At 49.7% G+C, this 20,836-nt stretch carries 23 protein-coding genes; 6 read left to right on the top strand and 17 right to left on the bottom strand.

The features are described 5' to 3' along the window. Positions 1 to 67: 67 nt before the first annotated feature. The 6 genes from JRI46_08400 to JRI46_08425 form a co-directional block, all read right to left on the bottom strand. Positions 68 to 1,180, bottom strand: coding sequence for an efflux RND transporter periplasmic adaptor subunit (locus tag JRI46_08400; protein ID MBW2039599.1), 1,113 nt, complete (start codon positions 1,178 to 1,180; stop codon positions 68 to 70). A 123-nt stretch (positions 1,181 to 1,303) separates the two neighbouring features. After that, positions 1,304 to 1,609, bottom strand: coding sequence for a four helix bundle protein (locus JRI46_08405; GenBank protein ID MBW2039600.1), 306 nt, complete (start codon positions 1,607 to 1,609; stop codon positions 1,304 to 1,306). A gap of 90 nt (positions 1,610 to 1,699) precedes the next feature. After that, positions 1,700 to 3,016 (bottom strand): TolC family protein, encoded by a 1,317-nt coding sequence (locus tag JRI46_08410; protein MBW2039601.1) that lies wholly within the window; start codon positions 3,014 to 3,016, stop codon positions 1,700 to 1,702. 232 nt (positions 3,017 to 3,248) lie between these two features. Next, positions 3,249 to 3,539 (bottom strand): transcriptional regulator, encoded by a 291-nt coding sequence (locus JRI46_08415; GenBank protein ID MBW2039602.1) that lies wholly within the window; start codon positions 3,537 to 3,539, stop codon positions 3,249 to 3,251. Further along, the gene (locus tag JRI46_08420; GenBank protein ID MBW2039603.1) at positions 3,536 to 6,646 is read right to left on the bottom strand and encodes an efflux RND transporter permease subunit; all 3,111 of its coding nucleotides are present in this window, start codon (positions 6,644 to 6,646) and stop codon (positions 3,536 to 3,538) included. Before JRI46_08420 ends, JRI46_08415 begins: the two co-directional genes overlap by 4 nt. Before the next feature lie 29 nt (positions 6,647 to 6,675). Then, positions 6,676 to 7,290, bottom strand: a complete 615-nt coding sequence (locus JRI46_08425; protein MBW2039604.1) for a TetR/AcrR family transcriptional regulator — start codon at positions 7,288 to 7,290, stop codon at positions 6,676 to 6,678. Positions 7,291 to 7,562: 272 nt separating this feature from the next. On the opposite strand from JRI46_08425, the gene JRI46_08430 reads away from it, so the two are divergent. The 6 genes from JRI46_08430 to JRI46_08455 all read left to right on the top strand — a co-directional run bounded on the left by JRI46_08430 (position 7,563) and on the right by JRI46_08455 (position 12,493). Next, positions 7,563 to 8,159 (top strand): TetR/AcrR family transcriptional regulator, encoded by a 597-nt coding sequence (locus tag JRI46_08430; protein ID MBW2039605.1) that lies wholly within the window; start codon positions 7,563 to 7,565, stop codon positions 8,157 to 8,159. 69 nt (positions 8,160 to 8,228) lie between these two features. Continuing rightward, positions 8,229 to 9,668, top strand: coding sequence for a radical SAM protein (locus JRI46_08435; protein ID MBW2039606.1), 1,440 nt, complete (start codon positions 8,229 to 8,231; stop codon positions 9,666 to 9,668). Positions 9,669 to 9,709: 41 nt separating this feature from the next. Beyond that, positions 9,710 to 10,435, top strand: a complete 726-nt coding sequence (locus tag JRI46_08440) for a glycosyltransferase (GenBank protein ID MBW2039607.1) — start codon at positions 9,710 to 9,712, stop codon at positions 10,433 to 10,435. Next, complete coding sequence (locus JRI46_08445; protein ID MBW2039608.1) at positions 10,432 to 11,088, top strand: LysE family transporter; 657 nt, start codon at positions 10,432 to 10,434, stop codon at positions 11,086 to 11,088. Before JRI46_08440 ends, JRI46_08445 begins: the two co-directional genes overlap by 4 nt. A gap of 7 nt (positions 11,089 to 11,095) precedes the next feature. Further along, positions 11,096 to 11,383 (top strand): hypothetical protein, encoded by a 288-nt coding sequence (locus JRI46_08450; GenBank protein ID MBW2039609.1) that lies wholly within the window; start codon positions 11,096 to 11,098, stop codon positions 11,381 to 11,383. A gap of 177 nt (positions 11,384 to 11,560) precedes the next feature. Next, positions 11,561 to 12,493 (top strand): zinc-ribbon domain-containing protein, encoded by a 933-nt coding sequence (locus JRI46_08455; protein MBW2039610.1) that lies wholly within the window; start codon positions 11,561 to 11,563, stop codon positions 12,491 to 12,493. A 121-nt stretch (positions 12,494 to 12,614) separates the two neighbouring features. Here JRI46_08455 and eno read toward each other — a convergent pair whose 3' ends face one another. From eno to JRI46_08510, 11 genes are all read right to left on the bottom strand, one after another. Further along, positions 12,615 to 13,904, bottom strand: a complete 1,290-nt coding sequence (eno, locus tag JRI46_08460) for a phosphopyruvate hydratase (GenBank protein MBW2039611.1) — start codon at positions 13,902 to 13,904, stop codon at positions 12,615 to 12,617. Between the two features lie 2 nt (positions 13,905 to 13,906). Then, positions 13,907 to 14,443, bottom strand: coding sequence for a CDP-alcohol phosphatidyltransferase family protein (locus JRI46_08465; protein MBW2039612.1), 537 nt, complete (start codon positions 14,441 to 14,443; stop codon positions 13,907 to 13,909). A 6-nt stretch (positions 14,444 to 14,449) separates the two neighbouring features. Continuing rightward, a complete protein-coding gene (gene dnaB, locus JRI46_08470; protein ID MBW2039613.1) occupies positions 14,450 to 15,817 on the bottom strand; it encodes a replicative DNA helicase in 1,368 nt (455 codons plus the stop codon). 17 nt (positions 15,818 to 15,834) lie between these two features. After that, positions 15,835 to 16,278: a 50S ribosomal protein L9 gene (locus JRI46_08475; protein MBW2039614.1), complete on the bottom strand. Its 444-nt coding sequence runs from the start codon at positions 16,276 to 16,278 to the stop codon at positions 15,835 to 15,837. Positions 16,279 to 16,540: 262 nt separating this feature from the next. Then, positions 16,541 to 16,804, bottom strand: a complete 264-nt coding sequence (locus JRI46_08480) for a 30S ribosomal protein S18 (protein MBW2039615.1) — start codon at positions 16,802 to 16,804, stop codon at positions 16,541 to 16,543. A 12-nt stretch (positions 16,805 to 16,816) separates the two neighbouring features. Continuing rightward, a complete protein-coding gene (gene ssb, locus JRI46_08485) occupies positions 16,817 to 17,143 on the bottom strand; it encodes a single-stranded DNA-binding protein (protein ID MBW2039616.1) in 327 nt (108 codons plus the stop codon). After that, entirely contained in the window at positions 17,143 to 17,514 is a 372-nt protein-coding gene (gene rpsF / locus JRI46_08490) for a 30S ribosomal protein S6 (GenBank protein MBW2039617.1), read from the bottom strand. Before rpsF ends, ssb begins: the two co-directional genes overlap by 1 nt. Positions 17,515 to 17,574: 60 nt before the next feature. Further along, positions 17,575 to 17,892 carry a preprotein translocase subunit YajC gene (yajC, locus tag JRI46_08495; protein MBW2039618.1) on the bottom strand — a complete coding sequence of 106 codons (318 nt, stop codon included), beginning with the start codon at positions 17,890 to 17,892 and terminating at the stop codon, positions 17,575 to 17,577. Next, positions 17,886 to 19,046 (bottom strand): tRNA guanosine(34) transglycosylase Tgt, encoded by a 1,161-nt coding sequence (tgt, locus tag JRI46_08500; protein MBW2039619.1) that lies wholly within the window; start codon positions 19,044 to 19,046, stop codon positions 17,886 to 17,888. The genes yajC and tgt overlap by 7 nt, the downstream gene beginning before the upstream one ends. Further along, complete coding sequence (queA, locus tag JRI46_08505; protein MBW2039620.1) at positions 19,043 to 20,077, bottom strand: tRNA preQ1(34) S-adenosylmethionine ribosyltransferase-isomerase QueA; 1,035 nt, start codon at positions 20,075 to 20,077, stop codon at positions 19,043 to 19,045. The genes tgt and queA overlap by 4 nt, the downstream gene beginning before the upstream one ends. A gap of 200 nt (positions 20,078 to 20,277) precedes the next feature. Further along, entirely contained in the window at positions 20,278 to 20,619 is a 342-nt protein-coding gene (locus JRI46_08510; protein ID MBW2039621.1) for a hypothetical protein, read from the bottom strand. Positions 20,620 to 20,836 lie beyond the last annotated feature (217 nt).

The following is a 20,836-nucleotide window of genomic DNA, read 5'->3' on the forward strand; positions in this document are numbered from 1 at the left end:
CAAGAAAAAGGAGCAAGATGACGATCGCAAGCGATTTTTTTGGTCCTCCTTTGATCTCCACCGTCCTCTACCCCTCGGTTGTATCCTTTTGCACCCTTATCTTCACCTTTGCCCCTGTCCTCAGGTTGTGCTGGCCGGCCACCACCACCATTTCCCCCTCTTGTACCCCATCTCTTACCTCCACTAGGTTCTCCTCTGCAAGACCGGTCTGGACGTTCCTCTGTTGGGCCTTCCCTTCCTTTATCACAAAGACATAGTCCACCCCGGTGGCAGGCATCCTCATGACCGCATCTCTGGGTACGACAAGGGTCTCTATTCGCTGTGCCAATATCCTAACCCTCGCATACATCCCTGCTCTCAACCTGGCGTCCTTGTTGGCGATGACCACCTCTACTTTAAAGGTCCTCGTGACGGGATCGAGCTTGGGATAGATAGTGTCCACCTCTCCAGAGGAGTTTTGATCAGGATAGGCATCCACCTCCACCTCCACCGGTGTCTTGATCTTTATGTGAGGTAGCTCCCTCTCAACAATATCGATAATCAACCTCACCTGGGAGATATCCATTATCTCGAGGATGTTAGAAGGGGGCATAGTGTAGGCCCTCTGCCCTGGGTCCATGAAACGGGCGGTCACATAGCCGGAGAAGGGGGCAGTAATAAGGGTATCGGCCAGTTGAGTCCGGGCGTTTCTCAGGGCAGCCTGGGCCGATCGATGACGGGCCTGGGCCAGCTCATAGGCCGTCCTTACCTCCTCGTATCGCTGTTGGGAGATGACCTTCTTCTCGATGAGTTGGGAGAAGCGTTTATAGTCCCTTTCTGCCTGCTCCAGGTGGGCTGTTGCCTCGGCCAGGGCTGCCTCGGCCGCCTCCAGGGCAATGGAGAAATCGGTCTTCTCCAGCTGGACCAAAGGGGCGCCCCTTCTCACGAAATCACCCTCATCCACATATATCTTCTCGATCTTCCCAGACACCTTGGGGTTGATGACCACCTGCTGCCTGGGCAAGATGTTCCCCATCGCCGAGATATATCTCTTCAGGGTGGCATGCCTAGCCCTTACCACCTCCACAGGGATGGCCGCCTCAACTGCCTCTTTTGCACCCCTATCTTTGCAGCCAAAGATAAAGAATATCATTATCGCCAAGGATAAGACAAGGATCTTTCCCATTAGGTGTGTCTTCATCTCTTTCACCTCCTCATCGTCTTGTATTCACGAAGTCGCCGAAGGCGATTTTGCGAAGGACAAGTGAGGCGCAGCGTGAATACAACATTGAAAAATGAAGATTGCAAAATGCAAAGTATAAAATTATTTCTTATCCTTTTTCGCAGTAATTACGGACTTTGCAACAATTTTGACCAATTCATTAGCTTCATCCATCAATGGTTGTAACTCCTTGCCTGCAATTAACCCGGTTTTCTCTGCCAGTTTCAGCCAATATAAAGATTCCCGTAATTCCTTTAAAACAAGTTGCATTTTATGTATGAAATCTACTTTACTTTCAGCTCCACAAGCCTCTTCATAATTTGCTCCGGAAGAAGTAGCTGCTCGCATCAACTGGCTTGCTATGTGCCGTCCTACAGCAGTTCTTTTAAGTTTAACAGTAAATTTAATGCTGTTTGCTGCGAAGTCTAATAACCTTTAAATTTCTTCTATTTTGCATTTTTCAATTTGCATTATGCATTTTGCATTGAGCACTTGCCCTCACCTCTCTCCGATCGCTCTTTTTAGACGGGCCCTGGCGATGTTGTAGTCGCTCAGGGCGGCATGATAGTTGGTCCTGGCCTGGGTCAGGAGGGTCAGGGCGTCCAGCACATCGGTGGAAGTAGCCACCTGCCCCTTATACCTCTCCTCATTTATGCGGAAGTTCTCATCTGCCTGGCTCACCGCCTTCTCGGCCACCCTGATCTTCTTTTCCGCCTCCTTTAAGTTCAGATAGGCCTCCTTGACCTCCAGCCTCACCCCATCTTTAGCCTCCTGCAGGGCGCACTCCGCCTGAAAGACCTTGGCCTTGTTCTCCCCTACCCCCCACCAAGTCTTCCCCCAATCCCATATATTCCATTGGGCCAGGGCCATCACGTTCCAACTATCCTCATCAGGTTTATATCTGGACCCGCTGACCGAGGGATCATCTCCCTGGCGTTCGTAATTATAAAGGACGCTTACCTGGGGGAAGAGGCCACTGGCAGCCAGACCTACCCCCCTTTTCGCCGACTTTATCCCTAGCTCAGCCGCCTTTATCTCAGGCCTCTTCCTATATGCCTCCTCAGTGTAGGCCTCCAGATCAACCTGTATGGGTCGATATTGAAGGACCTCCACCAGTTTGACCTCCTCATCTAACAACCGGCGCAGGAGGGTGTTGAAGACGGCGCGGGCAACAGCGAGGCCGTTTTGGGCCTTTATAAGATCCTGCCTTGTCTGGGCCAGTTGGACCTCTACCTGGAGGAGATCGTTTTTGGGGATCATCCCCACATCGAAAAAGGCCTTGGCCACCTTGTGGTGGGACTCGAGTTGTCGGACCGCTTGTTCGGCCACCTCCAGGAACTTTTCGGCCTTTAATACACCATAATAGGCCTCCTTGACCTGGAGGATCAGGTCGAGCCTAGTCATCTCCAGTTCAACCTTGGCTGTATCCACCCCCAACTTGGCCAACAGATAGCTATTGATGAGGGCCCCACCAGTAAAGATGGGTTGTGTGACAGTACTGGTCCAATCGTAGACATCCCTGTTCCCCACAGTAGTCCTAATCCCCATGGAGGGAATGCTAAAAGCTGGTTCCTCATCCAACCTGGTATAGCTGTATTGGGTGCTCACCTGGGGGAGGAAGTCGCTGATGGCGGCCCGGCGCCTGAATTCCGCCTCCTTGATGGCCGCCTTGGCCGCCTTGACGGTGGGGCTCCTCTGCAGGGCGATCTCAATGCTCTCATGCAATGTGAGAGGGGGGATATCCTCCTCTCCAAAGGAGGGGGAGAGGGTCAATATGAAAAATAGGCTGACCAACAGGCAAGAAGTCATTTTCATGTTATCGTCCTCCCTACTTTTTCCACAAGGCCTTTATAAAAAGGTCAAGGGTATATGAGATCAACTGCTCCAAATCCATCCCGATGATCTCTCTGTTTAACTCCTCTTCAAAGAGGAAGAGGATGCCATTAATGGCGCCCCAAATGAGTGATAGTCATCTCATCACACCCTATTTGATCCTGCAAGGAAAAATTTGCCCCATTTGATCCTCCAGCCAGATGGAAGCCGGCCGTCAGATGATCTCTTCCAACGGCCACACAAAGACCTTGATGCCGGCATATCCTACGCCCCTGGCAAGCTCACGCAGCCCCTCTAAGAGACGAAGGGCCTCATCCTCTTCTGCTGCTATGGCCAGGGCGGAGTTAAAGCCGGGCCAGGCGTGGGTCCCCAGCTTTGGCTCGCTCTTCTTCCCCTCACCCAAGACCCTCTCCCATTTAGTGTAGGCATCGATATCCGACCTATTTAAGACCTCCATTACCTCCTCTTCGCGGTCGATATCATATACGATCCAAATCATCTTCATCGGCTTCTCCCTGAGATCTCCTTAAAGCTGCGGGCCTCGAAGATGGAATAAATCACCGGCACGAGGATTAAGGTAACCAGGGTGGAGACAATCAGCCCCCCTATCATGGTGAGGCCCAGGGGGTTCCAGATCTCCGAACCCTCTCCCCTGGAGAGCGCCATGGGGAGCATCCCAAAAAATGTGGTCAGGGTGGTCATCAAGACAGGCCTTAATCGGTTCGCCCCCCCTGTTGTGATAGCATCAAAGAGGGAAAGGCCCCTCTCCCTGAGGATGTTGACGTAATCCACCAGCACGATGGCGTTCTTCACCACGATCCCCATGAGCATGATCAAACCGAGGTAGGAGAAGAGAGAGAGGGTGGTGCCCGTGAGAAGGAAGATCAGAATCACCCCGGTGACGGCAAAGGGTAGGGAAAACATGATGACGAAGGGGTGGAGGAAGGACTTGAACTGGGAGGCCATCACCATATAGACGAGGATGATCCCCAGGACAAAGAGGAGCCCCAGGTCCCGAAAGGCCTTCTGCTGCTCCTCGGTCTCGCCCCCGAATCTGACCTTCACGTCTTCGGGGACGCGGATCTGGGCGATCCCTTTCTCTATATCCCTCACCACATCCCCCAGAGGTCTTCCGAAGGTGTTGGCCTCCACCTTTACGATCCGCTGTCGGTTGCGCCTCTCTATCTCTACAGGGCCATAACCCTCCCTTACCCGAGCGATATTCCCCAGCCTTACCTGGTTGCCCAATAAGGTGGGTATGGGGACCTCCAGGAGGCTGGCGATCCTGTTCTTGTCCCTGTCCCCGAGGCGCAGGAATATGTCATAGTCCTCCCCCGCATCTCTGAACTCTGTGGGATCATCTCCGTAAAAGCTGGTCCGGACTACACTGGCCACCATCGCCACATTTACCCCCAGAGAGGAGGCCTTCTTGCGGTCTATGTCTACCCAGAGCTCTGGCCGGGGTGGCTTTTGGCTCAAGGCCACATCTGTCGCCCCGGGGACCTTTTCTACTATCCCTTTTATCTCCTTGGCGATGGCCCCGGTCTTCTCCATATTGTATCCCCAGACCTCTATCGATATCCTCTTCATCCCCCCCATGAAGACCGACTTGATTGGGGCAGTAGCGCTCACCGTGAGGTTGCCGATACCCGGGATCTCCTCGATCTTTTCCCGGAGCATCATGGCCACCTCTTTTGTCGACCTCTCCCTCTCCCTCTTTCTCACCAACTTTGCCCCCACCTCGCCCACATTGGGCCCCTCCTCAAAACCAAGGACCACACCCATACCCTTTTCTGTCTGCCCATCAAAGGCATAATAGTGCCTTGCCTCAGGGACGTATTGGCGAAAATAGGAGTTTATCCTCTCCATGACCTTATGGGTCTCCTCGATCCTGGTCCCCTCAGGGAGGCGAAGGAAGATATTGATATCCCCTGAATCCATGTCCGGGACGAGCTCCGTCCCTATCACCGGGATAAAGGCCATACTCGCCGCAAACAGAGATAAGGAGAAGGCGATCACCTTTTTCTTGTTCCCGAGGGACCAGGCCAGGAGCCTCCCATATACCTCCTCGACCCGGGAAAACCCCCTCTCCAAGGCCTCGTTTACCCTTCCGACGGTGCCCCCCTTACGGATGCCCCTGGCCGGCCTCAATACCTTGGAGGCCAACATCGGGGGAAGGGTGAGGGAAATAAAGAGGGAGGCCATGATCGCCACGACAATGACAAAGGCGAGCTGTTTGAAGATGATGCCGGTGAGGCCAGTTATGAACATGAGGGGTATAAAGACGGCCACGATGGTAAATGTAGAGGCCGCCACGGCCAGCCCTACCTCCGAGGAGCCGTATATGGCCGCTGGCGCCGGCTTTGCCCCCCTCTCTACATGGCGGGTAATATTCTCGAGGATCACGATGGCGTTGTCCACCACCACCCCCGATGCGATGACCAGGGCCATGAGGGTGACGGTGTTGATGGTGAACTCAAAGATAAGCATGAGGATGAAACAGGCGATCAGGGAAAAGGGGATGGTCAGGAGGATGATCACACTCCCCCACAGACGCCTCAAGAACAGGAAGGTGACCACGATCACCAGAAAGATCCCTATATAGAGGCTCTCCTTGAGGTTATCGATGGACCAGCGGATGAACTCCGAGGTGTCCATCACGATCCCCATCTTTATGTCGCCGGGGAGCCCCCCTTTGATCTCCTTCAGCTTCTCTTTTATCCGGTCTATGACCTCTACGGTGTTGATCCCGGTCTGTTTCTGGATGAGCAAGACCACCGCCGGCTTAGAATCACCCCACCCCATGAGGGTGACCTCTTTGAAGGAATCGGTGACCTGGGCCACGTCCTTTAAGTATATGGGCCTCCCCTGATGATTGCCGATGACTGTATCGCCGATCTCCTCTACACTCTGGTATCTCCCCGGAATCCTTATGGCATAAGCCTGACTGCCAAGTTTGATCTCCCCTGCCGGCAGGTTGAGGTTCTCCGCCGCCAGGACCTGCCTGATCTGGGCCAGGGAGAGGTTATAGGCCTCTATCCTGTGCAGATCGAAGTGGACGTTTATCTGGCGTTTGAGCCCCCCGTACAAAACTATGGCCCCCACACCGGGGACCCTCTTCAGCTCATCGGCTATTTGTTTGTCGACGATGTGATAGAGCTGGGGGTAGCTCTCATCGGCGGTGACAAACATGGCGAGGACGGGCATGGTGGCGCTGGTGAACCTGAAGATGAAGGGCTTTTCGATGTCCTCCGGCAGATCCCTCTTTGCCAACTCCAGGGCATCCCGCACATCATTGGTGGCGACGTCCAGATCCGTCCCCCATTCGAAGCGGCAGTTGATTACCGAGAGGTTGTCAAGGGATTTGGAGGTGAGCCTGTCGAGGTTATTCACCGTGGTGAGCTGATCCTCGATGTACTTGGTCACGTCCGACTCCACATCGGTGGCGCTGGCCCCGGGCCAGAAGGTGAGGACACTCACCTGGGGGGGTTCAATGTCCGGCAGCAGGTCTATCTTCAATTTGGTCAAGGCTACAGCCCCCAGGAGGATAATGGCGAAAAAGATCATGACCGTCATGACCGGGTTTCTTACCGATATCTCAGGAAGCCTCATCTTATTATCCTTTCATTATCCTTCTATTTTTACCCTCTTAATCCCCCCAATACCATCTCCGTCAATGTATCCCCTTTATCCGACAATGGCTCCACCTCAGTCTTGCGCATCCAATGAAAGATAAAAGAGTTGATCATCCCTGCTATCCCATAGGCCATCTCCCTCGGATCCAACGGCTTGAGCTCCCCCTTTCTTATCCCCTCCCTGATGACCTTAGCGATGAGCTGAATGTAGGAGTCATACATTCGCCTGATCTTCTCCTCCCGCTCCTCTCTCGCGCTCCATTCAAAACCGCTCCTTTCCGTAATAAAGATCTTAAAAAAGTCCCTATCTTCCTCAAAGAAGTTCAGCTCTATCTCTATCAACCTCTTGATCTTCTCGATGGATGAAGGGATCCCTTTGATGGCCTCCTTGATGACGGAAAAGAGCAGCTCCGATTTTTCTTCAATGAGGGTGAAGTAGATCTCGTCCTTCCCCTTGAAGAATTGATAGATCGTGGCCAGGGCAAACTCCGACTCCTCGGCGATCTCGGCCATGGTGGTCTTTGAGAAACCCTTGGTGGCAAAGAGCCTCTCAGCCGCAGCGAGGATCTCCCTTCTCCTCGCCAGCCGCTCCTTCTCTCTTCTACCTATCGTCCTTTCCATAATTTATATTCTAAAAAAAGAATATGAATTCTAATAATAAATTTATGATTCTGGTTTGTCAAGCCCCTATACGCACACTTAGATGAAATAAAAACTTGCAGTCTTTTTGTTGCTATCTATTTGAATTAATTGATTTTTCAATTCTTTTCAACGGACAACTACCAACTTTCAATGGACATTACCTAAATTTTCTTCTTGACATTATATTTTTTTGTGACTACATCTATACTATAAAACAAATATCGTCTAAAAGTATAATATTAGGAGAACAAATGATAAAACAAGAAAAATTAGAGTCTATCCTGGGGACCGCCAGGAAGATGTTTGCGCGGTATGGACTTCGGAAAACGAGTCTGGACGAGGTGGCCCGCATGGCCAGGGTGGCCAAAGCGACCATCTATAACTATTTCGGAAGCAAAGACAGTGTTTACCTAGAAGTCCTTAGTCGAGAAGCGAACGAAATAGTTGAAAAGATATCATCTTTGGTGGATCAAGAGACCTTACCAGAGGATAAGCTAATCGCCTTTGTCAGAGCGAAGTTCCGATACATGAGCGAGGGCATAAATATCTTGAACCTGGATCGGGAGGGGATAGAGAAACTCCTGCCCAGTACTGAGGGTATTCGTAATGAACTCTTCGAACGGGAGGTGAATATCATTTACTCTATTTTAAAAGAGGGGGTAGAAAAGGGTATTTTTCACCTTAATAATGTCCTTCTTACAGCCCGGGCCATTGGCCATGCATTGAGGGGATTTGAGCTTAAATGGTTAGTTCAGGAAAGCGAAGAGCGGATAGAGCATTATCTTGATGAATTGATGAACATCATTTTTTATGGCTTGGTGTCCGAAAAGAAGGGCGTCAAGGTATGAACTGCCCTCGGCCATTTTCAGGGATAATAGTCACGGATATTGATGCAATAGAGGAAAGGGGTGACGGTCATGCCCAGTAATCACTTGATCGAAAGTCTAAGCGGAAAGAAAAATGTTATTGTTGACCATGCTGAAGAGGCAATTATCAACCAAGTAGGCAACATTCTGTTAGGAATTCAGGGTAAGGCCTTTCAAAAGGCATGGCCCAAGCTTCTTAAAATAGCTGAGGGCCTGGATAAGGATGGGACTTACTCCCCTGCCATAAATGCCGTTCGGGATGCCTTTGAAAATAACCATCCCTACCTCCAATTTATTGAACTTATAGCTAAAAAGAGCCCTCAATGCCGCAAGAAGCTTATAAGCAATTTTTTTCTTAACGCCGTATTTAGAGGGAGGAGTAAGAGAGTGGAATTCGCCCGCAAAAACAATACGTCCCAACCCTTCTTCTTTGTTATTTCGCCAAGTATGAGGTGTAATTTACACTGCCTTGGCTGCTATGCCGGCAAATATCCCCAGAATGATAGGCTATCTTACGACGTAATTGACCAGATCATGAAAGATGCAAAAACAATGGGCATCTATATGGTAACCATCTCTGGTGGTGAGCCATTTTTCAGGGAGGATATTCTGGATCTGTTTGCCAGCCATAATGACATCTACTTTCAGGTGTTTACCAATGGCACTTTGATAGATCCCACCCTAGCCAGGAAAATCTCCCTACTGGGCAATATTACCCCTGTAATCTCGTGCGAAGGTCTTGAAGAAGAGACTGACCATCGTCGGGGCAAGGGGACATTCCAAAAGGTCTGCCATGCCATGGATAATCTAAAAGAGGCCGGGGTAATCTTTGGTTTTTCCACAGTGCCGGCTTCCTACAATTATTCTACCCTGCTCAAAGAAGAATATTATAAATTCCTTGTTGAAAAGGGCGCACTCTTCGGCTGGCTTTTTCAGTATATCCCTATTGGTTTCAGACCAGCCCCTAATCTTATGCTGACCCCGGAACAAAGGGTAAACCTCCATGACAGGATTAAAGAAATACGCGGCAAGTACCCCCTCTTTGTCGCTGATTTCTGGAACGATGGGCCCTATGTAGATGGATGTCTGGCCGGCGGCAGAACAGATGGAGGTTATTTTCACATCAACAGCAATGGTGACATCGAGCCCTGTGTCTTCGCCCAGTTTGCCGTGGATAACATAAAGGATATCTATGAACGCGGCGGACACCTGTGGGATGCCCTGAATTCCGACTTCTTTAAGGAAATTAGGGCTGGTCAACCCTGGAATAAATATCATCAGATGCCATGTATGGTCATCGACAATCCCCATTGTCTGCGGAATGTGGTTAAAAAAACCAATCCCTATCCTACCCATGAAGACGCTGAATCCATAATTGAGGACCCAGTGTTGGTTAATCATCTCGACAATTACTCAAAAAGGCTGGGGGATATTTTAAGGGAAAGGGATTTGTTAAATCGCCATGCGGAAAGAAAAGCTGCGGCAAACTAAATATCTATAATGACATCAAACACTTAAATTAGGAGGTTAAAATGTTTTCTGATAAGAAAGTAACAGCTGTAATCTCCGTTTATAATGAAGAGAAGACTGTTGGAAATGTTGTAAGTGCTATATTAGATTGCAAAATAGTTGATGAAATAATTGTAGTAAATGATGGTTCCACAGATAACACTGCAAAAATATTAAAAGGTCTTTTGCAAGAGAACAAATTTGAATATGTAGAATTTGGCAGAAATAGAGGCAAATCCTATGCCATGACAGAAGGAGTAGAATTGTCTAAAGGGGACATAATTGTCTTTATAGATGCTGATATTATTGGGTTTGAATGCAAACACATTAAACAATTACTGTTGCCTTTAGTAAGAGGAGAGGCAGATATGATAATAGGTCAGCCCTGTCCTGATAGATACCGTAAGAAATTGAACCTGCTGAAACCGCTTGAACTGCTTGCCGGCGAAAGAGCCGTCTATAAAAAAGATATCTTACCACTTGTTGAGAGAGGAAGAACATCAAAATATGGTGCTGAGACTTTAGGGATTTTGTATTATAAAAGTCAAAATAAACGAATGAAAATTGAATACTTATGGGGAGTTACACATTTGATAAAATCTCAGAAAGAACAATTTCCTCATTCTTTAAAAAGTTATTCTAAAGAATCGGCGCAAATTTTTACAACAATAACTACAAATTATTTTTTAGTGTTTGATGTTGTCAGAAATTCAATTTCTAAATTTATAACTGAGATAACTGAAAGATGATACTGGCTGGTTTTTTTATAGGTTTCATTTATTCTATCCCATTAGGACCGCTAGGCCAGATTATGCTAAACCGGTCGATAAAAAGGGGATTTTGGCATGGTTTTTCTATCGGGATATTTGGTGCAATTGCTGATTTTTTTCTTTGCGAAATGTTTCTTATTGGAATGGAAGGCTTAAACTTTAGCCCCAAATTGAAACTTATCGTTCAAGGGATAGGGGTCATTTTCCTTGCCTATGTAGGCATAAAAGAAATTATACTTCCTCTTCTTTTCAAAGATAAAAAAGACGAAAAAAAAGAGGTTAACCAAAGCTTACATCTAAATAAAAGTCTAGATAGGAAATGTCTGCTTAAAAACTTATTCCTTGTTATGGGTTATCATATCTCAAATCCAACTATCTTAGCCTTCTGGCTTAATATGTCAGAAGTCATAAAAACCACCTTTATAATTCATCAAACCTTGTTTAATTATACTGTTTTTAGTGCTACACTTGGAATGGGAATATTGACATGTCAATATGTCTCCATAGTGCTGGCAAAGAAAGTGACGCAATTTAAAAATACAATATTTAGTGTAAGATATGTAACTTTTATTCTGTTTTCTTTGACGATGCTTTATTTTATTATTAAAATAATTCAAGATATTCAAGTATGAAAGGACCTTGACATTGTTCCGCTCTTTGTTGAAAAAGGAGGAGGAACCCCATGATATAATCCATCCACGGCTGTCCTCACATCCTGGAAGCATCCTCAAAACCCTATCCCAAAGCACACCCACCCACCTTGGAGAATACCAAAAGGATGAGGTGGGCAGCCTCTCCCTTCCCCATCCCTCCCCCATAATCTCCCCCCAGTTCACCCCCTCTCCCCCTTTCTATCTCATCCCCATACCCATATTCAACTTGGTAAGTATCTCTATACCCTTCCAGGAGACCAAGGCCGTTTCTTGACTTTTGTACATTTTATAGTATTATTGAAAATAAAGTTTAGGCTATCTTCCGCAGGAAGAGGATCGAATGACAGGTATCTTCCAGCAAAAAGGAAACCTCTGGCCATAAAAGATCTTGATTTTTTCTTTTTATTGGGAAATAATATGTACATAATTATTAATTAAAAGGGGCGTTCCCATGATAGTTCAATGTGAGAAATGTGGGACAAAGTATAGAATTGATGACTCCAAGGTAGGGGCCAAGGGGATCAAGGTCAGATGTTCCAAGTGTCAACACGTGTTCAAGGTTCCCCACCCACTCCTCCTGGATGAGGAGGAGATCTTCGGCGAAACGGAGGAGAGGGTTGAAGGCCCATCTGTTAAAGAGTGGGAGGAGGAGTTCACTATGAAACCCCCTCCAGAACAAATAAAGACCAGACCTCCAACACCAGAAGAGGGTCCTCCGCCCAAGGCCTTTGTCCCCCCTGCTGCTCAAGAGAAAAAGGTCTTGAGGGAAGAAGGGGCAGCAGAGGAAGGCCTGAGTTCAGAGGAGGAGCTGTTCCCCTTCCGGGCCTCTGTCCCAGAAGAGGCCCCTGTGAAGAAGGAACGCAAGATATCCAGAACTTTCCTCCTCTCCATCCTCTTGATCGTGATAATCCTCGCCGCCTTCTATTACTGGACCCAAAGGGAGGTCTCTATCCCTGTGTTTGAGTCCATCTATAAAAAGATCTACCACTTTATGGGGAGCAAGGCGGAGCATAAACTCTTACTTCTCTATCCGAGGCGTTATGAACTAAGACTAGAGGGGGGGAAGGTCTTCGTCATCCAGGGAAAGGTAACCAATCACTCTGAGGAGACGAAAAAATACGTGAAGCTGAAGGGTTTCCTATTCAATAAAGAAGGCAGGATCGTGGCCACTAGCATAGGATATTGTGGCCACACCATTACCAAGAAGGAAATTGAAGAATCTACCTATACCTCTTTGAAGTCGTCCTTCGGTTTTGTAAGTTCGGCCAAGGCCGCCCCCGTTCCCTCTCAGCGGAGTCCCTCCTTTACCATCATTTTCTTTTCACCCCCTGTGGGGGTCACGGAGTGTAAGGTGGAGATAGTCGAGGCCCCCCCGTTAACATAAAGGGTCCCCCCTGATGATGGACCTTTACATTTAGGACCCAGGAGGGGGAGATGCTCCCTTTTATATATGTATCCACCACCGAGTAGATCCAAAGGACAAAGAATAAGATGAAGGGAGTTCCTTACCCGCGGATGCTGTAAAAGGCCTCCTTACCAGGAAATACCCCTTGCTCTCCTAGTTCCTCCTCTATCCGGAGGAGTTGATTGTATTTGGCCACCCGATCAGTACGGGAGACAGAACCCGTCTTGATCTGCCCCGCGTTTACCGCCACCGCTACATCGGCGATGGTGGTATCTTCCGTCTCACCCGATCGATGGGAGATCACCACCGTATAGCCAGCCTTCTTAGCCATCTCTATGGCTGAGAAGGTCTCGGTGAGGGTCCCTATCTGATTCAGTTTGATCAGGATGGAGTTGGCCACCCCCTCATCGATCCCCCTGGCCAAGCGTTCTATATTGGTCACAAATAGGTCATCGCCTACGATCTGGACCTTTCCTCCCAGCCTTGCATTCAGTTCTCGCCACCCCTCCCAATCGTCCTCGGCCAAGCCATCCTCTATGGAGACAATGGGATATCTGCTCACAAGGTCCTCGTAAAATGCCACCATCTCTGAGGAGGTCCTCTCCTGTTTCTGCTCCGCCTGCAGGATGTACCCTCCCTCTTGGAAGAACTCACTGGCCGCAGGATCCAAGGCGATGGCCACCTCCTCTCCTGGGGTATAACCCGCCTTTTTGATGGCCTCCATTATCACCACAAGCGCCTCCTCATTGGAGCGCATATCAGGGGCAAAACCCCCTTCATCCCCTACAGCGGTGCTGTACCCTTTCCCCTTTAAGATGGTCTTGAGGTAATGGAACACCTCCACCCCCATCCTGAGGGCCTCATGAAAGGAGGAGGTTCCCAAGGGGACAATCATAAACTCTTGTAAGTCCACGTTGTTGTCGGCATGTTTTCCCCCGTTCAGGATGTTCATCATCGGGACGGGTAGCTGATGGGCGTATACCCCCCCCAGATAACGATATAGGGGGAGGGAGAGATAGGCCGCAGCTGCCTTGGCGCAGGCCAAAGATACCCCCAAGATGGCATTGGCCCCTAAGGTGGACTTATTGGGGGTACCGTCCAAGTCAATGAGGATCTGATCGGTGGCCATCTGGTCCAATGCCTCCATGCCGATGAGTTCAGGGCTGATCCGCTCGTTCACGTTGGCCACCGCCCTCTGGACCCCCTTTCCCAGATATCTATCCTGGTCTCCATCTCTCAGCTCTACGGCCTCGTGCTCTCCGGTAGAGGCCCCTGAGGGGACGGCCGCTCTGCCCCCAAAACCGCTCTCCAAGGTTACGTCAACCTCCAGCGTAGGGTTCCCTCGGGAATCGAGGATCTCCCGGGCCACGATGTCTAGGATAGCGGACATGATCAACCTCCCTTCTCATTAAAAAGTTTACTTCCGATGTGTATATATTGAAACCCCGAGAAACAGGTCAAAAAGGTGGTCAGCCAAATGAGATAGGGCAAGGAGCCCCTAATGAAAGGGATTTGTGGCGTCAAAAGGGCCCCGATTATGGTCAGGGTTTGAAAGACGGTGGTGATCTTGCTGAGAAAGATGGGGTTGATCTCCACTTTATGGGAGGTGAGGATCAAGATGAGGATGCCCAGCAGGATGACGACATCCCTGGCGATAACTATCACTGTAAGCCAACCGGGGACAATCCCCAATATTGCCAGGCCGACAAAGGCGGTGGTGAGCAACAGCTTATCGGCGATGGGATCGAGATATGCACCTAAGGTCGTCCTTTGATTGTATAACCTTGCAATCAATCCATCTAGGGCGTCGGTAATCCCTGCACCCACAAAGATAAGCAGCGCGGAAAAGAGGTGGTCATAGAGCAGACAGATGGTAAAGACTGGGATGGAGAGGATGCGCAGTATGGTAAGGGTGTTGGGCAGATTCATCTCCTCTTAACCCTCTACTCCTATCTCACTATAGTCACCGCGAAAGAGGTCCTTAAAGGTGGTATACTCAGAGATAAAGGAGAGGTCCACTTTCCCCGTAGGACCGTTTCTCTGCTTCGCAATGTTGACTTCGGCCAACCCCTTGTGGTCTGAGTCGGGGTTATAGACCTCATCTCGATAAATAAAGATGATGACATCGGCATCCTGCTCGATAGCACCTGACTCCCGGAGGTCGGAGAGCTGAGGTCGCCTACCAGGTCTGTCCTCGGCCTTCCTGCTCAATTGAGATATGGCTATCACTGGGATGTTCAGCTCTTTGGCCAAGGCCTTCAGGGAACGTGATATCTCCGAGATCTCCTGTTCCCTCCTCTCGGCACCACTCCTGCCCCTCATCAATTGGAGATAGTCAACAATGACCAAGCCCAGGCCACGATCGGACTTCAACCTCCTGGCCTTGGCCCTCAGCTCTAATACAGATATGGCTGGGGCATCATCAATAAATATTGGGGCATCGGAGAGGGCACCAGCGGCCATGGTGAGTTTGGGCCAATCGCTTTCGGTCAAAAAACCGCTGCGCAGCCGGGCACTGTCCACCCTCGCCTCAGAGCACAACATACGAATGGCCAATTGCTCCTTGGACATCTCCAAAGAGAATATTGCCGCAGGGACCCGGACATTGATGGCAGCGTGCTGGGCGATGTTCAGACAAAGGGCGGTCTTTCCCATGCTCGGCCTGCCGGCCACAATGATGAGATCAGCGGGCTGAAAGCCCGCGGTCTTCCTGTCCAGATCTTTAAAGCCCGAAGGGACACCAGTGATCAGTTCTTTCTTCTCATATAGTTTCTCAATGAGCTTAAAGCTATCCTTGACGATCTCCTTAATGGGAAAGAAGGCGGGTTTAACTCGGTGCTCCGATATGCGAAAGATGGCCTGTTCCGTCTCATCCAGAAAGTCCTCAAGATCCCTCCCCTCCTGGTAACTTTGGGTGATGATCTCCGTAGCCGTACTGATCAACTCCCTCAGGATGGATTTTTCCTTAACGATCTTGGCGTAATAAACGATATTGGCGGCCGTGGGAACAGAGTCCACCAAGCTGGCAAGATAGGAGGCCCCACCTACCTCCTCCAGTTGCTTTGTCTTTTTCAATTCGTTGGTGAGGGTTACTAGATCGAGGGGCTCATTCCTTTCGTAAAGGGCTACCATGCAATGGAAGATCTTTTGGTGGACCTCCCGGTAGAAGTCTCTGTTTTCTAAGACCTCTAAGACTCTGTTGAGGGCGTCGTTTTCGATGAGGATACCCCCCAGGATCGATTGCTCCGCCTCGGTGTTCTGTGGGGGGAGTTTGAAGGAAGCCAAATCTATGTCGCCCTTCATATCCTTTCCCTCACTTTTTACTCCTTCACCACCCAAAACTTTAGCTGGGCCACCACTTGGGGGTGAAGCCTTATGGGAACAGTATAGACACCCAAATTCTTTATGGGCTCTTCTAGCTCTATCTTTTTGCGATCCACGAGCACTCCCTGCTCCCGCAATGCCCCCTCGATATCCGCAGAGGTGACTGCTCCGAAGAGCTTGCCCCCTTCACCTGATGGTTTGGCAACGGTACATGAGATCTCTTCAATCCTCTGGGCCAGCCTTTGCGCCTCCCTCTCAAATCTGTTCAGCTTGTGCTGTAAGAGGCGCTTTTCATGCTCCAAGACCCTTAGACTATTGGCCGTAGACATCATCGCCTTCTTGCGGGGTAGGAGGTAGTTTCGGGCGTAACCATCGGACACCTTCACCACATCCCCTGTCTTCCCCAAAGAGGGGATGTCTTCCATCAAGATGACCTCCATAGCTGTCCTCCTAGACCTGAATATCCCTAAACCCTCATGAGGGTTTGCACTCACCCTTTCATAAAAATATCACATTCCCTTCTTCTGGCTCAACTTTGAGGGAGCAAGCCCCCTCAAGCTCCCCCAAAGAGGGAAAAACTTACCCTATTGGGAGTTTCAGGGGGCGGAACCCCCTGAATACGGTTGAAAAAACATAAAGGCCAAAACTGCTTGGAAGCTTAATTTCACCATGAATGACTTTCACGGTAAAATACTAAACAGGCTATTTGGGTAACGTGGTAAAAGGAAGAAGGGCTACATGCCGAGCCCTCTTAATGGCCCTGGTAAGTTCCCTTTGATGCTTGGCGCAATTTCCCGAAATCCGCCTGGGAATAATCTTTCCCCTCTCGGTGAGGAAATATTTCAACAAGCGATAATTCTTATAATCAATCCTCAGGGAACTGTCGGAACAAAAACGACAGACCTTTTTCCTCGTATACTCCCTTCTTCGTCTATTCGCCGGTTGTCTATTCGCCGGTCGTCTCATCAAGCCTCCTTTTCACCTAAAGTCTCTAACACTATGGGCGACGACCCCTATCTCTCTCCTCATCCTCCCTTCCTCTGTCTCCCAACGGCGCTGAACGAGGCCACCTTCCACAAGGATATTCTCACCCACCTTTACCTTCTGTTTTGCCCAAAGTTCTGACCTTTCACCTATAAGCATAACCCTTATGGAGACATCCTCAAAAGGCAGGGATTCGTCCTCCAGCCTTTCTGAGGGGAGACTGAGGGTGAAAAAGATCACCGGCTTCCCTTTGGGGGAGTACCTAATCTCGGGGCTATCCTTCAGTCTCCCTGCCAAGATGACGCGGTTCAGATAAAACACTACGTCTCCCCTGCAACAACCAATTCCTGATCTTCGGCCGTCTCCTCCTCTGGTACTTCCACCTCCTTAGGAGGCGCAAAGATCTCCTCTTCCCTCTTGACGGTGAGATAGCGGAGGACCTCCTCCATCAAACGAAGGCTTCTCTCCATCTCGGAGACCAGTTCGGCGTCCCCTTTAAAATAGAGGAGGAGGTAGTACCCCTTTGTCTTCTTCCTGACCTCGTAGGCCAAGGTCGTCAGGCCCCATTCCTCGACCTTGAATACCTCACCTCCGCGCTCGTCGAGGAATTCCTTCACCTTCTCAACGAATCCATCCACCTGCTCCTTGGACATCTCAGGGTCCAAAACGAGCATGGTCTCGTATGTACGCATTTCCTTCTCCTTTTGGTCTCCACGGCCCTAAACCTCAGGGCTTAGGGCAAGGAAGAATCCTTACTCTGTCCGGGTCAAGCCAGCGATGTAGTTCCTGCCCACCTTGACCTTCACCTTATCGGCGATCTCCAAGGTGACCACACTATCCGTCAGGTTGGTGATGGTCCCATAGAGGCCGCCGGTTGTGACCACCTTGTCCCCTTTCCTAATGTTCGCCAGGAGCTGTTTGTGCTCCTTGGCCCTTTTTTGCTGCGGTCTGATCAGGATGAAGTAGAATATGGCAAAGAGCAAGATCAAGGGGATAAAGGCGGCAAAGCCACCTTGACCTCCGCCGCCCCCTCCACCAGGGGCCATGGCATAGGCGATATCACCTAGCATAATATCTCACCTCCTTCCTCTTCTGAATCTCCTCTATTATCCCTTCCCTTTGGGGAGAAAAATTCCCGCACAAATTGGCCCATCTTATCATGGAAAAGGGCCTGGCGGATATCCCTCATCAAAAAGTGATAGTAAAAGAGGTTATGGATGGCATTTAGTCTGTAAGACAACAACTCCCGGGACAGAAAGAGGTGTCTGAGGTAGGCCCGGGAAAAATTGCGACAGGTATAACAGCCACATTGGGGGTCTATGGGGTCTTTGTCCTTGCTATAGCGGCTATTCTTGATGTTGAGCCTACCGAAGCTGGTAAAAAGGACCCCTGTGCGGGCACACCGGGTAGGCAGAACACAATCGAACATATCCACTCCTATCCTCACCCCCGCAAGGATATCCTCAGGGGTCCCCATCCCCATCAGATATCGGGGGGAGTCTTTGGGGAGCATAGATGCCGCTGTCTCCGCTATATCAAAGGTGATTTCCTTCTCCTCCCCCACGCTCAGACCACCGATGGCATAACCATCAAACCCTATCTCCATCAGCTCATGGGCGCTTTGCCGACGAAGTTCTGGATATATGCCCCCCTGGACAATGCCGAAGAGGGCATGTTCATCTTTGCTTTTCGCCCCCTTTGCCCGTTTTGCCCACTGAGTGGTCAGCTCCGCAGCAGTCTTGGCCTCACCATAGGAGATAGGATAGGGGGGACAGTCGTCCAGAACCATCATGATATCGGCACCTAGTTCTTCCTGAATCCGCACGACCTTTTCCGAAGTAAGGAAATGGAGGGATCCATCGAGATGAGAGCGAAACCGTACTCCATCGGGCCCTACCTCCCTTAAGGCGCACAAGCTCAGGATCTGAAAACCCCCACTATCCGTCAACATAGGACCATCCCAACCCATAAACCTATGTAATCCCCCTCCCTCCCTCACCACCTCAGTCCCAGGTCTGAGGTAGAGGTGGTAGGCATTACAGAGGAGAATCTCGATTCCGATCTCCTTCAGATCCACAGGGGCTAAGGCCTTCACACTCCCCTGGCTACCCACAGGCATAAATGCCGGGGTGGAAAATGAACCATGGGGGGTGGATATCCTCCCTAGCCTCCCCTCACCCTCCACCTCCTTCAATAGTTGAAAAGAGAATCCGCCTCCCTTCACATGATCAACATCCCATCCCCATAACTATAAAATCTGTATCTCTCCCTGATCGCCTCCTGATATGCTCTCATGATGAGATCTCTACCTCCAAAGGCGAACACCAGCAGGAGAAGGGTCGAGCGGGGTAGGTGGAAGTTGGTTATCAAGGCGTCGACCGCCTTGAACCGATACTCTGGGCATATATAGAGATCGGTCATACCCCTTTGGGGATGGAGTGCCCCTCCCTTATCGGCAGCAGACTCCAAGGCCCTAACTACTGTGGTACCCGCCGCAAATATCCTCCCGCCCCCTTTGCGGGCGGTATTGACGGCCTCAGCCGAGGAAAGGGGTATATGGTAAAATTCCGGCTCTAAAAAATGACCCTCCACCTCCTCTGCCCGGATGGGCTGAAATGAACCGAGACCAACATGGAGGGTGAGGGAAACTACCTGTACGCCCTTCCCCTCCATATCCTCTACCAACTCAGTGGTGAAATGCAGACCGGCCGTTGGGGCAGCTACCGCCCCCTCATGACGGGCAAAGATGGTCTGATACCCTTCCTTGTCGATCTCCTCCTCCTCCCCCTCTCTAATATAGGGAGGCAGGGGTATATGTCCTATCCTCTGGATCACCTCCCAAAAGTTCCCCTGGACCTCAAAAGAAATCCTCTTCTTTCCCCCAGAGCCATTGCCCACCACCTCTCCCTTTAGGTCAGGGGAAAAATATATCTTGGCCCCTTCCTTTAATCTCTTGCCCCTCTTGACCAGACACTCCCAGGTCTCACCATCCACGGGCATCTTCCTCAACAACAGGACCTCCACCTTCCCCTGGGTCTCCTTGTGCCCGAACAACCTGGCTGGGATTACTTTGGAATCGTTTACCACCAATACATCCCCTTTCCGCAAAAAATCCCCCACGTGAGAGAAGGTGGTGTGGATCATTTCTCCTTCCCCTCTGTTCAGGACCAACAAACGGGCCTTGTCCCTTGGTTCAACGGGGTATTGGGCAATAAGCCCTTTGGGAAGATTGTAATCAAGTTCATAGGTCCACATCATTTTAAAACAGCTAACTAAACCACAAAACCCCCACCCTGTCAATCCCTCTGGATCCGCCTTTCCCATAAATAGGGATCTTGAAGAGCAGTAAAAAAGTTGAAAGGGGGGTAAATAATAACCGATTGTCTGAGGACTTTCTGTTTTTTAAGAATTTATCAAATCTGGGGGGAGATGACAAGATCTCTCCTGCCCTGAAACTACCTTCCCTCCCTCGCCAACCTCAAATAGCGCCTCAAGACAGCAAGACATCCTTCATCCTCGCAGAGGAGCCTGGCTTCTATCTCTACCTCATCATCGTGCCTTATGATCCCCAGCAGCCAGTAATAATAGATGCTCAAGAGCTCATGGGCCCATGTCCTATCCTCCTCTTCCGGGGGGAGATGGCGATCGAAGAAGATCCTCCACTCGTCAAAACGCACAAACCCCCCAATTCCCCTCTCTTTATATGGCCGATATTCCTCTGAGTTGAAATCCACGTATACAACGGAAAAGGAATTAAAGATCTTCCTTAATACGTTATCGAGGAGACGGGCATCCATAACGAATCACGGGTCCTTTGTAGCCAAAATTACTCTAAGGACATGTCCTCCTCTTGTTGTGGCTTTTGCGGTTGGAATGAGTATTTTACCTTTTTATTATCACAGTTATCCATTTCGGGCAATAAAAAGGCCCCTTTTATGGGGTAGTTTAGCAAATGGATTTTGTAGGTTTAATCCTGATTTCTCTAAAATTATTTGTCCAATGTCATGGGTTGAC

The sequence above is a fragment of the Deltaproteobacteria bacterium genome (assembly GCA_019308925.1).
GTDB lineage: Bacteria > Desulfobacterota > B13-G15 > B13-G15 > RBG-16-54-18 > JAFDHG01.